Origin of the sequence: Anaeromyxobacter dehalogenans 2CP-1 (assembly GCF_000022145.1) — a bacterium.
Taxonomy (GTDB): domain Bacteria; phylum Myxococcota; class Myxococcia; order Myxococcales; family Anaeromyxobacteraceae; genus Anaeromyxobacter; species Anaeromyxobacter dehalogenans.
Genome location: NC_011891.1, coordinates 3,459,998 through 3,474,499 on the forward strand (window position 1 = coordinate 3,459,998; position 14,502 = coordinate 3,474,499).

Here is a 14,502-nt window from a genome sequence, read left to right on the forward strand (position 1 = left end):
CCCCGGAGCCCGCACCCATGCCCTCGCCACGCCGCAAGACCCTCCGCTGCCTCCTGGCGCCGCTCGCCGCGCTCGCCCTCGCCTGCGCCGGGGCGCCGGCCCGCGCGCCCGCCGCGCAGGTCCCGCCCGGCGCCATCGACCCGGAGGCGACCGGGTTCGAGTACCCGCTCCCGGTCTCGTACTTCGAGCTCGACAGCCAGCGCCAGCCGCTGCGCATGGCGTACGTCGACGCGCCCGCCGCCGCGCCGAACGGCCGGACGGTGCTGCTCCTCCACGGCAAGAACTTCCACGCCGGCACCTGGGCCGACACCATCGCCGCGCTGAACCGGGCCGGGTTCCGCGTGATCGCGCCCGACCAGATCGGCTTCGGCAAGTCCAGCAAGCCGGAGCGCTACCAGTTCTCGTTCGTGCAGCTCGCCGCCAACACCCGGGCGCTGCTCGCCTCCCTCGGCATCGCGCGCACCGCCGTGGTCGGGCACTCGATGGGAGGGATGCTCGCGGTGCGCTACGCGCTCGAGTACCCGGACGCCACCGAGCGCCTCCTGCTCGTGAACCCGATCGGCCTCGAGGACTACGCCGCGTTCCTGCCGCCGCGCACGGTGGACCAGTGGTACGCGCAGGAGCTGAAGCAGACGCCGGACTCGGTCCGGGAGTACCAGCGGAAGGCGTACTACGACGGCGCCTGGAGGCCGGAGTACGAGGCCCACACGCGGCTGCTCGCGGGGTGGACGCTGCACCCGGGCTGGCCGCGGATCGCGTGGGACAGCGCGCTCACCTACGACATGATCGTCACGCAGCCGGTGGTGCACGAGCTGGAGCGCCTGGCGGTGCCCACGCGCCTCGTGATCGGCCTTCGCGACCGCACCGCCATCGGCCGGCCGCTCGCGCCCGCCGGCGTGCGCGAGTCGATGGGGGACTACACGCGCCTCGGGAAGGCGGCGCAGCGGCGGATCCCCGGCGCCGACCTGGTGGAGCTCCCCGGCATCGGCCACGTGCCCCAGGTCGAGGCCTTCCCGGCCTTCGAGAAGGCGCTGCTCGACTTCCTCCGCTGAGACCGAGCCGGGCCGATCCCCGGGCGCCGCGCCGTCCACCGGGCACACCGCCGGGGCCGGCGCCGGAAGCGCTGCGCGCGAAGGACGTCGGTCCTGCGCGTGCTCCGACCCCGCCCGGCGGCCGGGTGGGCGGCAGGCCCTCGCGGTACGTGCGGCCGCGATCGCGACGGGGCGTGCCGCAGCCCCGGCGGACGGCCCCGACGAGGGAACGAGCCGGGCGGTCGCGCGGCCCGATGGCTCGGGTATGCTCGCCCTCCCGGCCACGTGCCGCCGCGCTCCCGCGGCACGCCGCGGTTGCCCGAGGAGACATGACGAATCCCGCGCGCTCCAGCGCACCGGCGGATCGGCTCCCGAACGCTCACCTGGCGGAGATCCTCTCCCTCGTCCGCACGCGCCACGGGCTCGACCTGAGCGGCTACCGGCGCGGCACCATCGAGCGGCGCTTGCGCACCGCCATGATCGCCGCCGGCGCGAGCTCGAGCGCGGCGTACCTGGACCGGCTCCGGGCGGACCGGCGGCTGGCCGGGGATCTGCTCGCGCGCCTCACGGTGAAGGTGAGCCGCTTCTACCGGGACGCGGCGGCCGTGGAGCGCGTGCGCGAGGCGCTGGCCGCGCGCCTGGCGGCGGCGCCGGGGAGGCTCGCCGTCTGGAGCGCCGGCTGCGCCCGCGGCGAGGAGCCGTACACGCTCGCGATGATCCTCGACGACCTGGGCGCGCCCGCAGGGCCGGACGTGGTCGCGACCGACGTGGCGCCGGACGCGCTCGCCGCCGCGGAGGTGGCGACCTACCCCGCCGCGGCGCTCATCGAGCTGCCCCGGGCGTACCGCGATCGCCACCTGACGCCGGTGCTCGGGAGCGGCGGCGCCGGGTTCCGCGTCCACCCGTCCATCCGGGCGCGGGTGCGGGCGCTCCGGCACGATCTCTCCACCGCGCGCGCTCCGCCCGATCCGCGCCGGTTCGACCTGGTCGCGTGCCGCAACACGCTCATCTACTTCCAGCCGGCGCTGCAGCGGCGCGCGCTGGAGCTGCTGCTCGACGCGCTCGCGCCGGGCGCGCTCCTCTGGCTGGGGCCGGCGGAGTGGCCGGCGGGGCTGGGCGGCGGGAGGCTCGAGGTCCTCGACCGCCGCGCCCGCCTGTTCCGCGCGATCGGAGGGAGCGCCGATGCGTAGGCCGGACCTCTCCATCGGGACCTGGGTGTCGCTCGGGTTCGCGATCGCCGGCGCGCTCCTGGCCGGCGTCGTGGTGCTGGCGGTCACGCTCCAGGGGCGGATCGCGGCCAGCGCCGACGCGCAGCTCGAGGTCATCGGCCCGCGCGCGGCCGCGGCGGCGTCGCTCGAGAGCGCGGTGCTGCACCTCAGCCTGACCGCGCGCGCGTACGCGCTCGCGCCCGAGCCCGCGCGGATGGACGCGCTGCAGGCGGCGCTGCGCCGGCTGGAGGGGGCGGCGGCGCGCTTCGCGGCGGTGCCGAAGCAGGGCGAGGGGACGGCCCTGGCGGACCGGATCCTGGCGGCGGTCCCGCCGTTCGAGAAGGCGGCGGTCGCCCTCGGCACGGTCGTGGCGACCGGCGGCGACGACGCCGCGATCCGCGCGCGCGAGGCGACCCTGCCGCCGATGCGCGAGGAGCTGCTGGAGCTGCTCCGGGGCTTCTCCGCGATCCAGCAGCGGCACGACGCGGGCGCGAGCCACACCATCCTCGCGTACCAGCGCGACACCGTCCGCACCCTGGTGCTCGCCTTCGCCGCCGTGGCCCTGCTCCTGGCGGTGACCGCCTGGGTGGTCGTCACGGAGGTGCGCCGCCCGGCGAAGCGGCTGGTGGACGCGGCCCGGCGGCTCGCCGCGGGCGACTACTCGGCCGTGGCGGGCCTGGAGGCACGGACCGCGGCCAGGGGGCCGCGCAGCGAGCTGGCCGAGCTGGCGCGGGCGTTCGCGGCGATGGCGGCGGAGCTGCGCGATCGCGAGGAGCGGCTCGCCGCGCAGAACGAGGAGCTCCAGGCCCAGAACGAGGAGCTCCAGTCGAAGGAGGAGGAGCTCCACGGCCAGAACGAGGAGCTCCAGGTCCAGCAGGAGGAGCTGCAGGCCCAGAACGAGGAGCTCCAGTCGCAGGGCGAGGCGCTCCGGGCCAGCGACGCGCGCCTCACGCAGCTCGTGGAGGCGCTGTCGCAGGCGGACCGCCGCAAGAACGAGTTCCTGGCGGTGCTGTCGCACGAGCTGCGCAACCCGCTGGCGCCGGTGCTGAACGCGCTCACCGTCCTCGATCGCGGCGACCCCTCGGGCGAGCAGGGCCGGCACGCGCGCCAGGTCATCGCGCGCCAGGTGGCGCACCTGGCCCGGCTGGTGGACGACCTGCTCGACGTCGCCCGCATCACGCAGGGGAAGATCCAGCTCCGCCGGACGCACCTGGAGCTGGGGACGGCGGTGCGGCAGGCCGCCGAGGACCTGGGCTCGCTGCTCGAGGCGCGCGGCCTCCGGCTGGCGCTCGACGTGCCCGAGCGCGAGCTGTGGGTCCACGCCGACGCGGCGCGCATCGCGCAGGTCGTGGGCAACCTGGTGCAGAACGCGGCCAAGTTCACCGACGGCGGCGGGACCGTGACGGTCGCCGTGGACGCCACGCCGGACGGGCGAGCCCGGATCCGGGTGCGCGACGACGGCATCGGGATGCCACCGGAGGTGCTGGAGCGGCTGTTCCAGCCGTTCGTGCAGGCCGAGGGGACGCTGGCGCGGACCCGCGGCGGCCTGGGGCTGGGGCTCGCGCTGGTGAAGGGGCTGGTCGAGCTGCACGGCGGCACGGTCGGCGCCGCGAGCGCCGGGGCTGGGCGCGGGGCGACGTTCACGGTGGAGCTGCCGCTCGACGGCGTGCCGGTCCGCGCCGCCGACGCCGCAGCGCCACGCCCGGCCGCGCCGCGCCGGGTGCTCGTGGTCGAGGACAACCCGGACTCCGCCGAGACGCTGCGCGACCTGCTCGAGCTGGCCGGCCACCACGCCGACATCGCGCTCGACGGACGGCAGGCGCTGGAGCGCTGCCGCACGGCGCGCCCGGACGCGATCGTGTGCGACCTGGGGCTGCCCGACATGGACGGCTACGAGCTGGCGCGCACGCTGCGCGCCGACCCGGAGCTGTCGTCCGTGCTGCTCGTCGCCCTCTCCGGCTACGCCCTGCCCGACGACCTGGCCCGCTCGGCGCAGGCCGGCTTCGACGCGCACCTCGCCAAGCCGGCGCGCTTCGAGGCCATCGAGGCGCTGCTGGCGGGGGCGCACCGGCAGCGCGGCTGAGCGGGGCCGCAGGGCCGCTCACGCGTCCGGCGGCGGCCGCTCGACGGCACGGCGGAGCGCCTCGATCTCGACCGGCTTCGTCAGGTGCACGTCGAACCCGGCCTCCAGCGCGCGCTGGCGATCGTCCGGCTGGCCGTAGCCCGTCAGCGCGATGAGCGTCATGCCCCGGCCGCGCGCGGCCCGCAGCCGGCGCGCCACCTCGTAGCCGTCCAGCCCCGGCAGGCCGATGTCGATCACCACCACCTCGGGATCGCCGCGGATCGCCTGCTCGATCCCGCTCGGCCCGTCGCCCGCGACGCTCACCACGTGCCCGAGCATCTCGAGCGCGGACTGGGCCACCTCGCGGTTGTCGGGGCTGTCGTCGATGACCAGCACGCGCCGCGACCGGGCCCCGGACCCCGCGCCGTCGCGGTCCGCGCCGGCGGCCCGCTCGGCCGACGCCGCCAGCGGCAGCCGGATGGTGAACGTGCTGCCCTTGCCCGGGCCCGCGCTGTCCGCGCGCACCTGGCCGCCGTGCATGGCCACCAGCGTCTTCACCAGCGTGAGCCCGAGCCCCAGCCCGCCGCGGGCACGGTCGAGCCCGGTGTCCACCTGCACGAACGTGTCGAACACGCGCTCCAGGTCGTGCTCGGCGAGGCCGATCCCGTCGTCGCGCACGCGCAGCACCGCCTCGTCGCCCGACGCCTCCAGCGCGACCACCACGTGGCCGCCCGGCCGGTTGTACTTGAGCGCGTTCCCGACCAGGTTCGCGACCACCTGCTCCAGCCGGACCGGATCGCCCACCAGCGGCACCTCGCCCGGCGCGACCTCCGCGCGCAGCGAGACGCCCGCGGCCGCGGCGGAAGGCTGCATGGCCTCGACCGCGCGGATCACCAGGCCGGCCAGGTCCACCGGGCGGTTGTGGAGCGCGATCTTCCCCGAGGTGACGCGCGACACGTCGAGCAGGTCGTCCACGAGGCGCGAGAGCTGCCGAGACTGCCGGCGCACCACGTCGAGCTGGCGCGGCTCGGCCGCGCCGCGCCGGTCGATCACGTCCAGCGCGAGGACGATGGCGCCGAGCGGGTTGCGGAGCTCGTGGCCGAGCATGGCCAGGAACTGGTCGCGGGCCGCCACCTCCCGCTCCCGCGCGGCGAGCACCTCCCTGGCCGCGTACTGGCGCTGCCGCGCGCGGATGGCGGAGCGCACCACGCTGACCAGCGTGGCGCGGCGCAGCGGCCGGTCCAGCAGCAGCACGTTCCCGAGCCACGAGAGGCGGCGCAGCGCGTGCGCGTGGTCCAGCCGGGGGGCGGCGCCGGTGACGACGAACACCGGCATGTCGGACCAGGGCGGCTGGTGCGCGATCCACTCCCCGAGCCCGTCGCGCGCGCCGTCGCCGAGCGCCTCCTGCGCGATCAGCAGGACCGCCGCGCCCTCGCGCAGGCCCTCGAGCGCCCCCGGGACGTCGCGGCACACCATGACCGACAGCCCCGCGGTCCGCAGCACGTTCGACGCGACCTCCGCGTCGCGCCCGGTGGGCGCGAGGACCAGGACGCGCTCGGACCGGTGCAGATCGCTCATGGAGACTGGACGGGCAGGAGCTGCGCGCCGGCGGCGCCGGGCTCGAACTCGGGCACGCCGGTGAGCACGCCCCGGAACGCCGTCAGCGGGGCACCGAGCCGCAGCCCGGTCGCCGTGGGCAGGTACTCGCGGATGGTGGACTCGTGTGCCCCCAGGCGCTTCTTCACCACCGAGATCGCCTTCCGAACGCCGCCGCCGGCCTCGAAGTAGCGCAGGAGCACGACCGTGTCCGCGAGGTAGGTCACGTCGGCGGGGGCGAGCATCTCGCCGATGATCCCGTGCTGCGCCATCGTGAGCAGGGTGACCACGTGCTTCTCGGCGAGGAAGCTCAGCATCTCGTGCACCTGCAGCACCAGCGAGCCCTCGCTCGGCATCGCCTGGAGCAGGCCGTTCAAGCTGTCGATCAGCACCATCCGCGCGCCGCGCTCGACCGCCGTGCGGACCTGGTGGATCAGCTCGCCGGCGGAGATCTCGGCCGGATCGACCTGCGTGACCTGCACCGTCCCGGCCTCCTCGTAGGGGGCGAGGTCCAGGCCGGTCGCGCGCGCCCGCGCCAGGAGCGTGGCGCGCGGCTCGTCGAACGCGAACACCGCGACGGTTTCGCCCCGGCGCGCGGCCGCCTCGACGATCTGGGTAGCGAGGGTGGACTTCCCCGCGCCGGCCGGGCCGACGACCAGGGTGCTCGTCCCGCGGTCGAGGCCGCCGCCCAGCATGCGATCGAGCGGCTCGAGGCCGGTCAGGCAGCGCTCGGGCTGGGTGGCACCGGCGCGGTGCTCGGCAGCGACCAGCCGCGGGAACACCCGCAGTCCGCCGGTGCGGATCGCGAAGTCGTGGTATCCCCCGCGGTAGGAGGCGGCGCGCATCTTCAGCACGCGCAGGCGCCGCCGCTCGGCGCCGTACTCCGGGTTCAGCTGCTCGAGCACCACCACGCCGTGCGCCAGGCTCTGCACCAGGACGTCCGGCGACTCGGGGGACGGGTTGTCGAGCAGGAGCACCGTCCGGTCCTTCTCCACGAGCTGGCGCTTCAGCGCGAGCAGCTGGCGGCGGTAGCGGATGGGCGTCTGGGCCAGCAGGCGCAGCTCGGTGCAGGAGTCGAGCACCACCCGGTTCGGCTGCACGCGCTCCACCTCGGTGAGGATCGCCCGCATCCGCTCCCCGAGCTCCACCTCGGCGGGCTCGAGGATGGTGTTCTCCTCCTCGCTGCCGTCCAGCTCCGACGCGTCGAACACCGCGACGCCGCCGAGGTCCCAGCCGTGCGAGGCCGCGACGCTCGCGACCTCCTCGCGCGACTCGGACATGGCGATGTAGAGGCAGGACTCGCCCTGGCGCACGCCCTCCATCAGGAACTGGAGCGAGAGCGTGGTCTTGCCGGCGCCCGGTGATCCCTGGAGCAGGTGGATGCGGCGCCGCGGGAAGCCGCCGCCCAGCACGTCGTCCAGGCCGGGGATGCCGGTCGCGGCACGCGGGGTGAGGGGTCCGTTGGCCGTCGACATGCGTCCTCCTGGTGGGTGGGCCTCTCGCGTGCGGTACGCTGGTCCCGGAGTCTACCCGACGCACGATGCCCGATCGGGCAGCGAGGGCCCGCCCGCCCCCGCCGCGGCGTCCATTCGTCCGTCCCAATAGGGTCGTGTGGCGCCTGGCCACGCGAACCGAGCGCGGGACACCCCGCGAGCACCGGCGCGAGCGCGCCCGGGCGCAGCGTCAGGTGGGCGGCGCCGCCCGACGTGACGATCACTGCGTGCAGCTGCTCACGTGGATCTGGAGGTTGCCGTCGGTGATGGTGATCGGCCCGCCCCCCCTCGTCCTCCAGCGACCGGTGCTCGAGCCCGGCGCAGCTCGTGATGCGGATGAAGTACCGGTCCTTGTACGCACCGTCACGCTGGCGCTGCTGCCCGGCTCGTTCCGGTCCTCGGCGAGGTCGCGCGGCGAGGGTTCGCCGGCGCGCCACCCGCGCGAAGTTCGGGGCGACGGTGGAGGCTTTCCCGTGCCGCGCCCGCGCCGGGCCGGAGCGGCGCGGCCGGATGCCCGCCCGTCCGCCCCGGTGGTGCCGACGCGGCCCGCCGTCAGCGAACGCCCGGGATGGTCAGCGTGAGGGTGGTGCCCTCCCCCGGCGTGCTGCGCGCCGTGAGCGTGCCGCCGTGCGCCTCGGCGATGCGGCGCGCGAGCGGGAGCCCGAGGCCGACGCCGCCGGTGGCGCGCGCGCGGCTGCGGTCCACCCGGTAGAACGGCGAGAACACGCGCTCCAGCTCCTCGGCGGCGATCCCCTCACCGCGATCGCTCACCTCGACCACCAGGTCCGCGCCGCGGCGCGCCGCCTCCACGCGGATCGGCGAGGCCGGCGCCGAGTACTTGCGCGCGTTGTCGAGCAGGTTGTCCAGCGCGCGGCGCAGCAGCACCGCGTCCGCCTCGACTTCGGGCAGGTCGGGCCCGAGCTCGAGCCGGACGGCGCGATCCGGGTGGCGGTGCCCGAGGCGCTCCACCGCCTGCCGCACCACGCCCGCGGGGTCCAGCCGCGCCCGGCGGAGCGGTGGCGCCCCGCCCGCGGAGGAGGCGCCGTTCCCCGCCAGGTCGAGCCGCGCCGAGGCGAGCACGTCGTCCACCAGGCGCTCCAGCTCGGACAGGTCCTCCGCGATGTCCGCGAGCGACGCGCGCGCGACGTCGGCGTCGCCTTCGGCGGCGAGGTCGAGCGCCACGCGGATGCGGGCGAGCGGGGTGCGCAGCTCGTGGGCCACGTTGGCCATCAGCTCGGTGCTGGAGCGGAGCAGCGCGCCGACGCGGTCGGCCATCTCGTCGAACGCGCGCGCGACGGCCCCGAGCTCGTCCGCCCGCGAGATCCCGGTCCGCGCCGCGAGGTCGCCCGCGCCGAGCGCGCGGGCGGTGCGCGCCAGCCGGTCGAGCGGCCGCGCGAGCGAGCCGCCCAGCACCACCGCCGCGACGCCCGCGCCGACCAGCGCCAGCGCGACGAGGACGAGCAGGACGGGCGGCGGGCGACCGCCCGGGACCTGCTGCGCGACGACGAGGAACCCCACCGGCGCGCCGGCGACGACCACGGGCGCGACCGCCGACACCACGTGCCGCTCCCGTCCTCCCGCGCCGGGCGGCCCGGGCCCGAGGCGGTCCGTGAACCGCTCGCGCTCCGGCGGCGGTGGGAGCGGCGGGCGCATCGCCTCGCCGGCGCTCGCCACCGGCTCGCCTCCGGCGCCGTACACGGCGACGCTCACGCGCAGCGCCGAGGCGAGCGGCCCGATCACCTCCTGGATGGCGCCGGCCGAGCCCCACTGCGTCGCCACCCGCGCCGCGGCGTCGCGGGCGACCGCGTGCATGACGTCCCGCCGGACCGGCTCGCGGCGGTCCCGCGCGAGCGCGAGCGCGAGGAGCACCGCGACGCCGGTCGCGAGCACCGCCACGACCGTGACGAGGTAGATGCGCAGCCCGAGCCGGGACGGGCCGCCGCCCCCGGCGCCGCCGCTCACGCGCCCTCCGGCCCGGCGGCGAGCACGTACCCGGCGCCGCGGACCGTCTTGAGGAGCGCGGGCCGGCGAGGGTCGTCGCCGAGCTTGTGGCGCAGGCGCGAGATGTGGGCGTCGATGGAGCGGTCGAACGCCTCGTCGGCGCTGCCCTTGGTGAGGTCGAGGAGCTGCTCGCGGGTGAGCACGCGGCCGGCGCGCTCCGCCAGGACGCGCAGCAGCACGAACTCGGCGGTGGTGAGCCGCAGCGGCCGCCCGGCGCGCGACGCCGACCAGTCGCGGGGCGAGAGCTCGAGATCGCCCACGCGGATCACCTCCCGCGGCGGCCCGAGCGACCCGCGGCCGCGCCGGACCAGCGCGCGCAGGCGGGCCAGCAGCTCGCGCGACGAGAACGGCTTCGCGAGGTAGTCGTCCGCGCCGGTCTCCAGGCCGAGCACGCGGTCGGCCTCCTCGCCGAGCGCGGTGAGCATGATGATCGGCACCGGCAGCCGCGCGCGGAGCTCGCGGCACACCTCCAGCCCGGACTTCCGCGGCAGCATCAGATCGAGGATGACCACGTCGTGCTGGCCCTTCAGCGCCTCGGCCAGCCCGAGCTGCCCGTCGGCCACCCAGGTCACGGCGTGCCCGTGCGACTCGAGGTAGCGGGTGGTCAGCGCCGCGAGCCGCTCGTCGTCCTCGACGAACAGGACGCGGAAGCGTTCGGGATCGAGCCCGGTCATGCCCGGATCTTGCCACCTCGCGGGCCGGCGGTCGCGGGCGGAGCGCGGCACCGCCGCGGCGCGAACGTTTCGTCACGATGCGGTCACGCGCGCGCCAACGTCGTGCGGCACCGTCACGCTCGCCCCCGCGGACCCTCGCGGCGGCCTTCGCCCGGAGCCCGCATGCCCTCCCACGGCCACCTGCTTCGCGTCGAGCCGCGTTCCCTCCCGCGCCCCGCGCTCGCGCTCGTCCCCCCTCCGGCCGGCGCCGGCGTCATCCGCCTCGGCCCGGACGAGCTGGTGGTGTTCACCACGCCCGGCGCCGCGGGCGGGGCCGCGCCCTGCCCGGCGGGGCCGCGCTTCCGCGGGTTGCGGGCGGTCCACGCGTGCTACGCGCCGGCCCCGAGCACCGAGGCGTGGCTGCGCGGCGTGCTCGACGCGCTCGTCGCGATGGCGCCGGGCGGGGGCGGCTGGTTCGCGCGCCTGGACGGGCTCGCCGCCGGGCGTGGCGCGGCGATCCTCGCGCCGGGCGGCGCGGCCGCGCGGCCGGACCTGGCCGGCGCCGAGCTGCTGCAGGAGGTCGGGGTCGAGTGCTACCGCGCGCTCTCGCAGCCCCGCCCACCGGTGGAGCTGCTCTCGCGGCGGCTCCGCGCGCTGCTGCCGCCGGCGGTGGAGCGCCGGGCGCTGGCGGCGCTCCTGCGGCACGGGATGGCCGACGCGCTGGTCCTCTCGGCCGGCGAGTTGGACGGGGTCGCGCTCACGCTGGGCCTGCGGCTCGAGCCAGGGGTGCGCCCGCCGTCGCGCACCGTGGGGCTGCTCCGCCACGTGGCCGGGCACCTCGGCACCGCACGGCGGTTGCGCGGCGGGCTCGCGCCGGAGGCCGCGTGCAGCCGCCCGGCGCGCCGGAGCATCGCGCCGGCGGCGGTCGGCGCCCTCCGGCAGGCCGGGGCGGTCGTCCGGGAGGAGCCGGCGGCCGCCCTGCGGCGGTGGGGCGAGCTGCTGCGCGGCGAGTACGCGCTCGTCGATCACTGGCGCGAGGACGGCGCCGGCCACGTCCTGGCCCGCCGCTGCGACGAGCCGGGCGATCCGGCCGCGCTCCACCCGGTGGAGGGCGACGTGCTGCGGGCGGTGCTCGACGGGCTCGCGGCGCCGCAGGTCGGTGCGCTGCGCGCGGTGACCCGCGCGACCGTCTCCCTCCACCTCGCGAGCGCGCGCGCCCGGCTGCGCTGCGCCTCGCGGCGGGAGCTGCTGGCGCTGGCGGCGGCGTTCCCGGAGGCGATGGGCGCCGCGCCGGGCGCGCCCTGAGTCAACCCCGCGGCCCGGCCCCGCCGGAGAGCCACGCGCGCGCCGCGCCGGCCAGCAGGGGGAGCGCGCGCAGCGGCTCGTCCGCGGGCGGGGCCTCCCCCTCCAGCGCCGCGCGGACCCGTGCGGCGAACACGCGGAACACCTCGTGCCCGAGCGCCTCGAGGAAGCCGCGCCCCAGCGCCACCAGCGCGCCGCCCACGTTCACCGAGGCCTCCGCCACCACCTCCGTGCGCCGGCCGGGGCGCGGCACCAGCCAGCTCTCCAGCGACAGGCGCGCCGTGCCGTCGCCGCCGGGCGCGCGCGCCTCGCCCACGATGCGCACGCGCCGCCCCGGGACGTCGACCTCCGCGAGCCGGACGCGGCCGCGATAGGCGAACGTGATCCCGGCGAGGCGCACCCGCACGTGGCCGTCGTAGGTGCGCGCGTCCACCACCGCGTCGAGCGCGCCTCCGGGCACGCAGGCCACCACCCGGCGCGGATCCACGAGGAGGTCCCACGCGGCCGCGACCGGCGCCCCGACCTCGTACCGCTCGTCGATCCGGAGCGTCATCGGCTCCCCCGCGGCGGGGCCGGCGGCGGCATCGCGCCCGCATCGGCCCCGGGCCGGAGGATAGCCGAGCCCGGCGCCCCCGCGCGCCCGCCGGTGCGCGGCCGAACCGCGCACCAGCGCGGGGGCGCGCCGGGTCAGCGCGCGGCCGCCGGGCGGGGGCCCTCGGGCGCGGGCGCCGCCGACGGAGCGGCCTCGGCCTCCACGGTGCCGCTCGCCCCGGAGCCGGGGCGCGGGCGGGCCGCGTCCTCGGGCGGCGCGCAGGTCTCGCACGCGCTGCCCGCCGGCCGCGCCGGCTTGCGCGGGAGGCGCGCCGGCGTCCGCGCGGCGGGCGCCCGCCGGGGCGGGGCCGCCGACGCCGCCGGGGCGGCCGGCGCGGTGCAGGCCGCGAGCGGGGCGGCGCAGGCGGGCGCGGCGAGGCCGAGGAGCGCCGCCGGGGCGAGCGCCTGCGGGGCGGCCTCGTCGCGGCTCGACCGGTGCTCGCTCCCGGCGCGGCCGTCGCTGTCGCTCGTCGAGGCGGCGAACGCCAGCGCCGGGGCGGCCGGCTTGCGCGCGGCCTCGCCCAGCGATTCCGACGCGCTCCGCGCAGCCTGGCCCAGCGACTCGGCCGAGCGCGTGGCCGTGTCGCCCAGGAACGTCGCGAGCCGGTCGGCGGAGCCGTTGATGTGCTTGCGATCGTCGTCGGCGCGCGCGCGGAGCGCGTCGCGGTCGGCGGCGAGCTCGGCGAGCCGCTCCCGCATCGCCTCGTCCTGCGTGTCGAGGCGCGCCTTCAGCGCGGCCGACTCGCCGCGCAGCGCCGCCTCGGCCGCCTCCCGCTCCAGCCTGGCCCGGTCGCGCTCCGCCTCGGCGCGCGCCTTCGCGGCCTCGCTCTGGTCGGCCAGCCGCGCCGGCTCGAGCACGCACGAGCGCATCAGCTCGGCCTCGGTGGCCCGGGCCGGCAGCGGCTCCCCGCGTCCCCACGCGACCACCGCGCGGCTCATCCAGCGGCTCTCCTCCGACGCCATGCACTCCTGCGCGAGGCGCGTGGCGCGGTCCGACGACCACTGCGGCGGCGGGCGCGCGCACGGCCCGATCTCCTCCCTCGCGCTGCCCGCGCGCTCGGTGCGCCGGACGAAGCACCCGTCGCGCTGCAGCACCCGCGTGGTCGTGCACGCGGACGCGAGCGCCCCCAGCACCAGGATCACGTTCCTCATCGCCCCCTCCCCCTCCCGCCCACCGGCGGGCCGCCAGGAACGTTGCGGATCCGGCGTGCGTCGGGCGACCACAGCCCCCGCCGGCGCGACGCGCGCGGGGCGCGCCGCGGCTTGACCGGGCCGCGCGCGGCCGCTAGTAATGCCTCCGCCCAGGGTAGACCGCCTCGCGCGGGCGCCCCGGGCCCGAGGCCGCGCGCGAGGTCCGCGGAGCGGCCGATCGCCTGCAAGCGATCCTGGACCCGATCCGCGGCGCGGCAGCCGCGGCCCCCGGCGCGAGCGCCGGCCAGCACCGGACGCATCTTCCGAGCAGCCGCGCCCACGACGGCGCCGGCGAATCCGAGACAGGAGCACCGTTGGACACCTCCCGCCACGACAACCGCGCCAACGGCCGGCGCCGCCGCAAGGGCGGCGGCGGCCGCCGGATGGCGCACGGCCCCCGCTCCCCGCACCCGCACATCCCGCTCACCGACGAGGGCACGCCCGCGGCCATCCCGGACGCGCCGCCGGTCTCGCCGGTGGTGTTCGTCTCCGCGGAGAGCCGCGAGCGCTACCCCTGGGTCCCGGCGCGCGTGATCGCGGGCAGCGTCTGGCGCGGGCCAGGACACGAGCGGGTGCGCGTGGACGAGAACGGCCACGCCGCGCCCTGGAAGACCGTGCAGCGCGCCGGCTGATCCGGCTCAGCGCCCGCCGGTCCCCAGCTCGGACCGCACCACCAGCCCGATGGCCGGCGCGCCCCGGCGCACGCCGCCGCCCTGGTAATGGTGCCAGCTCGCGCGCAGGCCGATGCCGGTCCGCGAGCGCCGCGAGACCAGCCACTCGGCGTCGAGCACCGCGCCGGGCGCGGGGTCGAAGTCGATCCGGGCGCCCTCCAGGAACCCGCGGCCGCGCAGCGTCGGCGCGAGCAGCACCGAGGCGCCCGCGCCGAGCCGCAGCGGGCCGAGCTCCAGGCTCTCGGCCAGCTCCACCGGGAACGCGGTGAACGTGGCGGAGCCGTTCGACGCCCGGACGAGCTGGAGCTTGAACCCGGCGGTCACGCGCGTGGAGAGCCGGCCGCCGGCGAGGCGGAGCACGCTCGCACCGACCGCGGCGGAGATCCCGTCCTGGAGCGCCAGGCCGAAGCGCCGGCCGGTCGTGTACTCGAGCGCGATGAACCGGCGCAGGCCGAAGTCGCTGTGCAGCTCGACGATCAGGCCCGCCGGCGCGACGCGCTCCGGCGCCGCCCGCTCCACCTGCGGGGGCGGCGCGGGCACCGCGGGCGCGGGCTCGGCGGCGAGCAGCAGGGCGACGAAGGCTACGGCCATCATGGCGGTGCGCTCCGGGGCCCGGCCTCCGCGTGCCGCGCCTGCCTGGACGTTGGGGCCGGCGCCGGCGACGCGCCACCTGCCCGCGCGATCGCCCGCCCCCGCCCCCCGC

Annotated in this window: 12 protein-coding genes; 5 read left to right on the top strand and 7 right to left on the bottom strand. The window is 77.9% G+C overall.

The genetic code is table 11. The features are described from left to right. The first annotated feature begins 17 nt into the window (after positions 1-17). The 3 genes from A2CP1_RS15775 (at position 18) to A2CP1_RS15785 (ending at position 4,322) form a co-directional block, all read left to right on the top strand. Positions 18-1,052 (top strand): alpha/beta fold hydrolase, encoded by a 1,035-nt coding sequence (locus tag A2CP1_RS15775; protein ID WP_012634188.1) that lies wholly within the window; start codon positions 18-20, stop codon positions 1,050-1,052. A 308-nt stretch (positions 1,053-1,360) separates the two neighbouring features. Further along, complete coding sequence (locus A2CP1_RS15780; protein ID WP_012634189.1) at positions 1,361-2,221, top strand: CheR family methyltransferase; 861 nt, start codon at positions 1,361-1,363, stop codon at positions 2,219-2,221. Then, on the top strand, positions 2,214-4,322 hold the full coding sequence (locus A2CP1_RS15785; RefSeq protein WP_012634190.1) for an ATP-binding protein: 2,109 nt from the start codon (positions 2,214-2,216) through the stop codon (positions 4,320-4,322). Before A2CP1_RS15780 ends, A2CP1_RS15785 begins: the two co-directional genes overlap by 8 nt. Before the next feature lie 18 nt (positions 4,323-4,340). On the opposite strand, the gene A2CP1_RS15790 is transcribed toward A2CP1_RS15785, so the two are convergent. From A2CP1_RS15790 to A2CP1_RS15805, 4 genes are all read right to left on the bottom strand, one after another. Then, positions 4,341-5,879 (bottom strand): hybrid sensor histidine kinase/response regulator, encoded by a 1,539-nt coding sequence (locus A2CP1_RS15790; protein WP_012634191.1) that lies wholly within the window; start codon positions 5,877-5,879, stop codon positions 4,341-4,343. Beyond that, positions 5,876-7,372 (bottom strand): DUF7125 family protein, encoded by a 1,497-nt coding sequence (locus A2CP1_RS15795; RefSeq protein ID WP_012634192.1) that lies wholly within the window; start codon positions 7,370-7,372, stop codon positions 5,876-5,878. Before A2CP1_RS15795 ends, A2CP1_RS15790 begins: the two co-directional genes overlap by 4 nt. A gap of 570 nt (positions 7,373-7,942) precedes the next feature. Next, on the bottom strand, positions 7,943-9,352 hold the full coding sequence (locus A2CP1_RS15800; RefSeq protein ID WP_012634193.1) for a sensor histidine kinase: 1,410 nt from the start codon (positions 9,350-9,352) through the stop codon (positions 7,943-7,945). After that, entirely contained in the window at positions 9,349-10,065 is a 717-nt protein-coding gene (locus A2CP1_RS15805; protein WP_012634194.1) for a response regulator transcription factor, read from the bottom strand. Before A2CP1_RS15805 ends, A2CP1_RS15800 begins: the two co-directional genes overlap by 4 nt. Before the next feature lie 162 nt (positions 10,066-10,227). On the opposite strand from A2CP1_RS15805, the gene A2CP1_RS15810 reads away from it, so the two are divergent. Beyond that, the gene (locus A2CP1_RS15810) at positions 10,228-11,349 is read left to right on the top strand and encodes a helix-turn-helix transcriptional regulator (protein ID WP_012634195.1); all 1,122 of its coding nucleotides are present in this window, start codon (positions 10,228-10,230) and stop codon (positions 11,347-11,349) included. 1 nt (position 11,350) lies between these two features. Here A2CP1_RS15810 and A2CP1_RS15815 read toward each other — a convergent pair whose 3' ends face one another. Further along, the gene (locus A2CP1_RS15815; protein ID WP_012634196.1) at positions 11,351-11,899 is read right to left on the bottom strand and encodes an SRPBCC family protein; all 549 of its coding nucleotides are present in this window, start codon (positions 11,897-11,899) and stop codon (positions 11,351-11,353) included. Positions 11,900-12,033: 134 nt separating this feature from the next. Continuing rightward, positions 12,034-13,089 carry a hypothetical protein gene (locus A2CP1_RS15820; RefSeq protein WP_012634197.1) on the bottom strand — a complete coding sequence of 352 codons (1,056 nt, stop codon included), beginning with the start codon at positions 13,087-13,089 and terminating at the stop codon, positions 12,034-12,036. Between the two features lie 353 nt (positions 13,090-13,442). Here A2CP1_RS15820 and A2CP1_RS15825 point away from each other — a divergent pair, with 353 nt between their 5' ends. Then, positions 13,443-13,760 carry a hypothetical protein gene (locus tag A2CP1_RS15825; RefSeq protein ID WP_012634198.1) on the top strand — a complete coding sequence of 106 codons (318 nt, stop codon included), beginning with the start codon at positions 13,443-13,445 and terminating at the stop codon, positions 13,758-13,760. A gap of 6 nt (positions 13,761-13,766) precedes the next feature. Here A2CP1_RS15825 and A2CP1_RS15830 read toward each other — a convergent pair whose 3' ends face one another. After that, complete coding sequence (locus tag A2CP1_RS15830; protein WP_012634199.1) at positions 13,767-14,393, bottom strand: hypothetical protein; 627 nt, start codon at positions 14,391-14,393, stop codon at positions 13,767-13,769. Positions 14,394-14,502 lie beyond the last annotated feature (109 nt).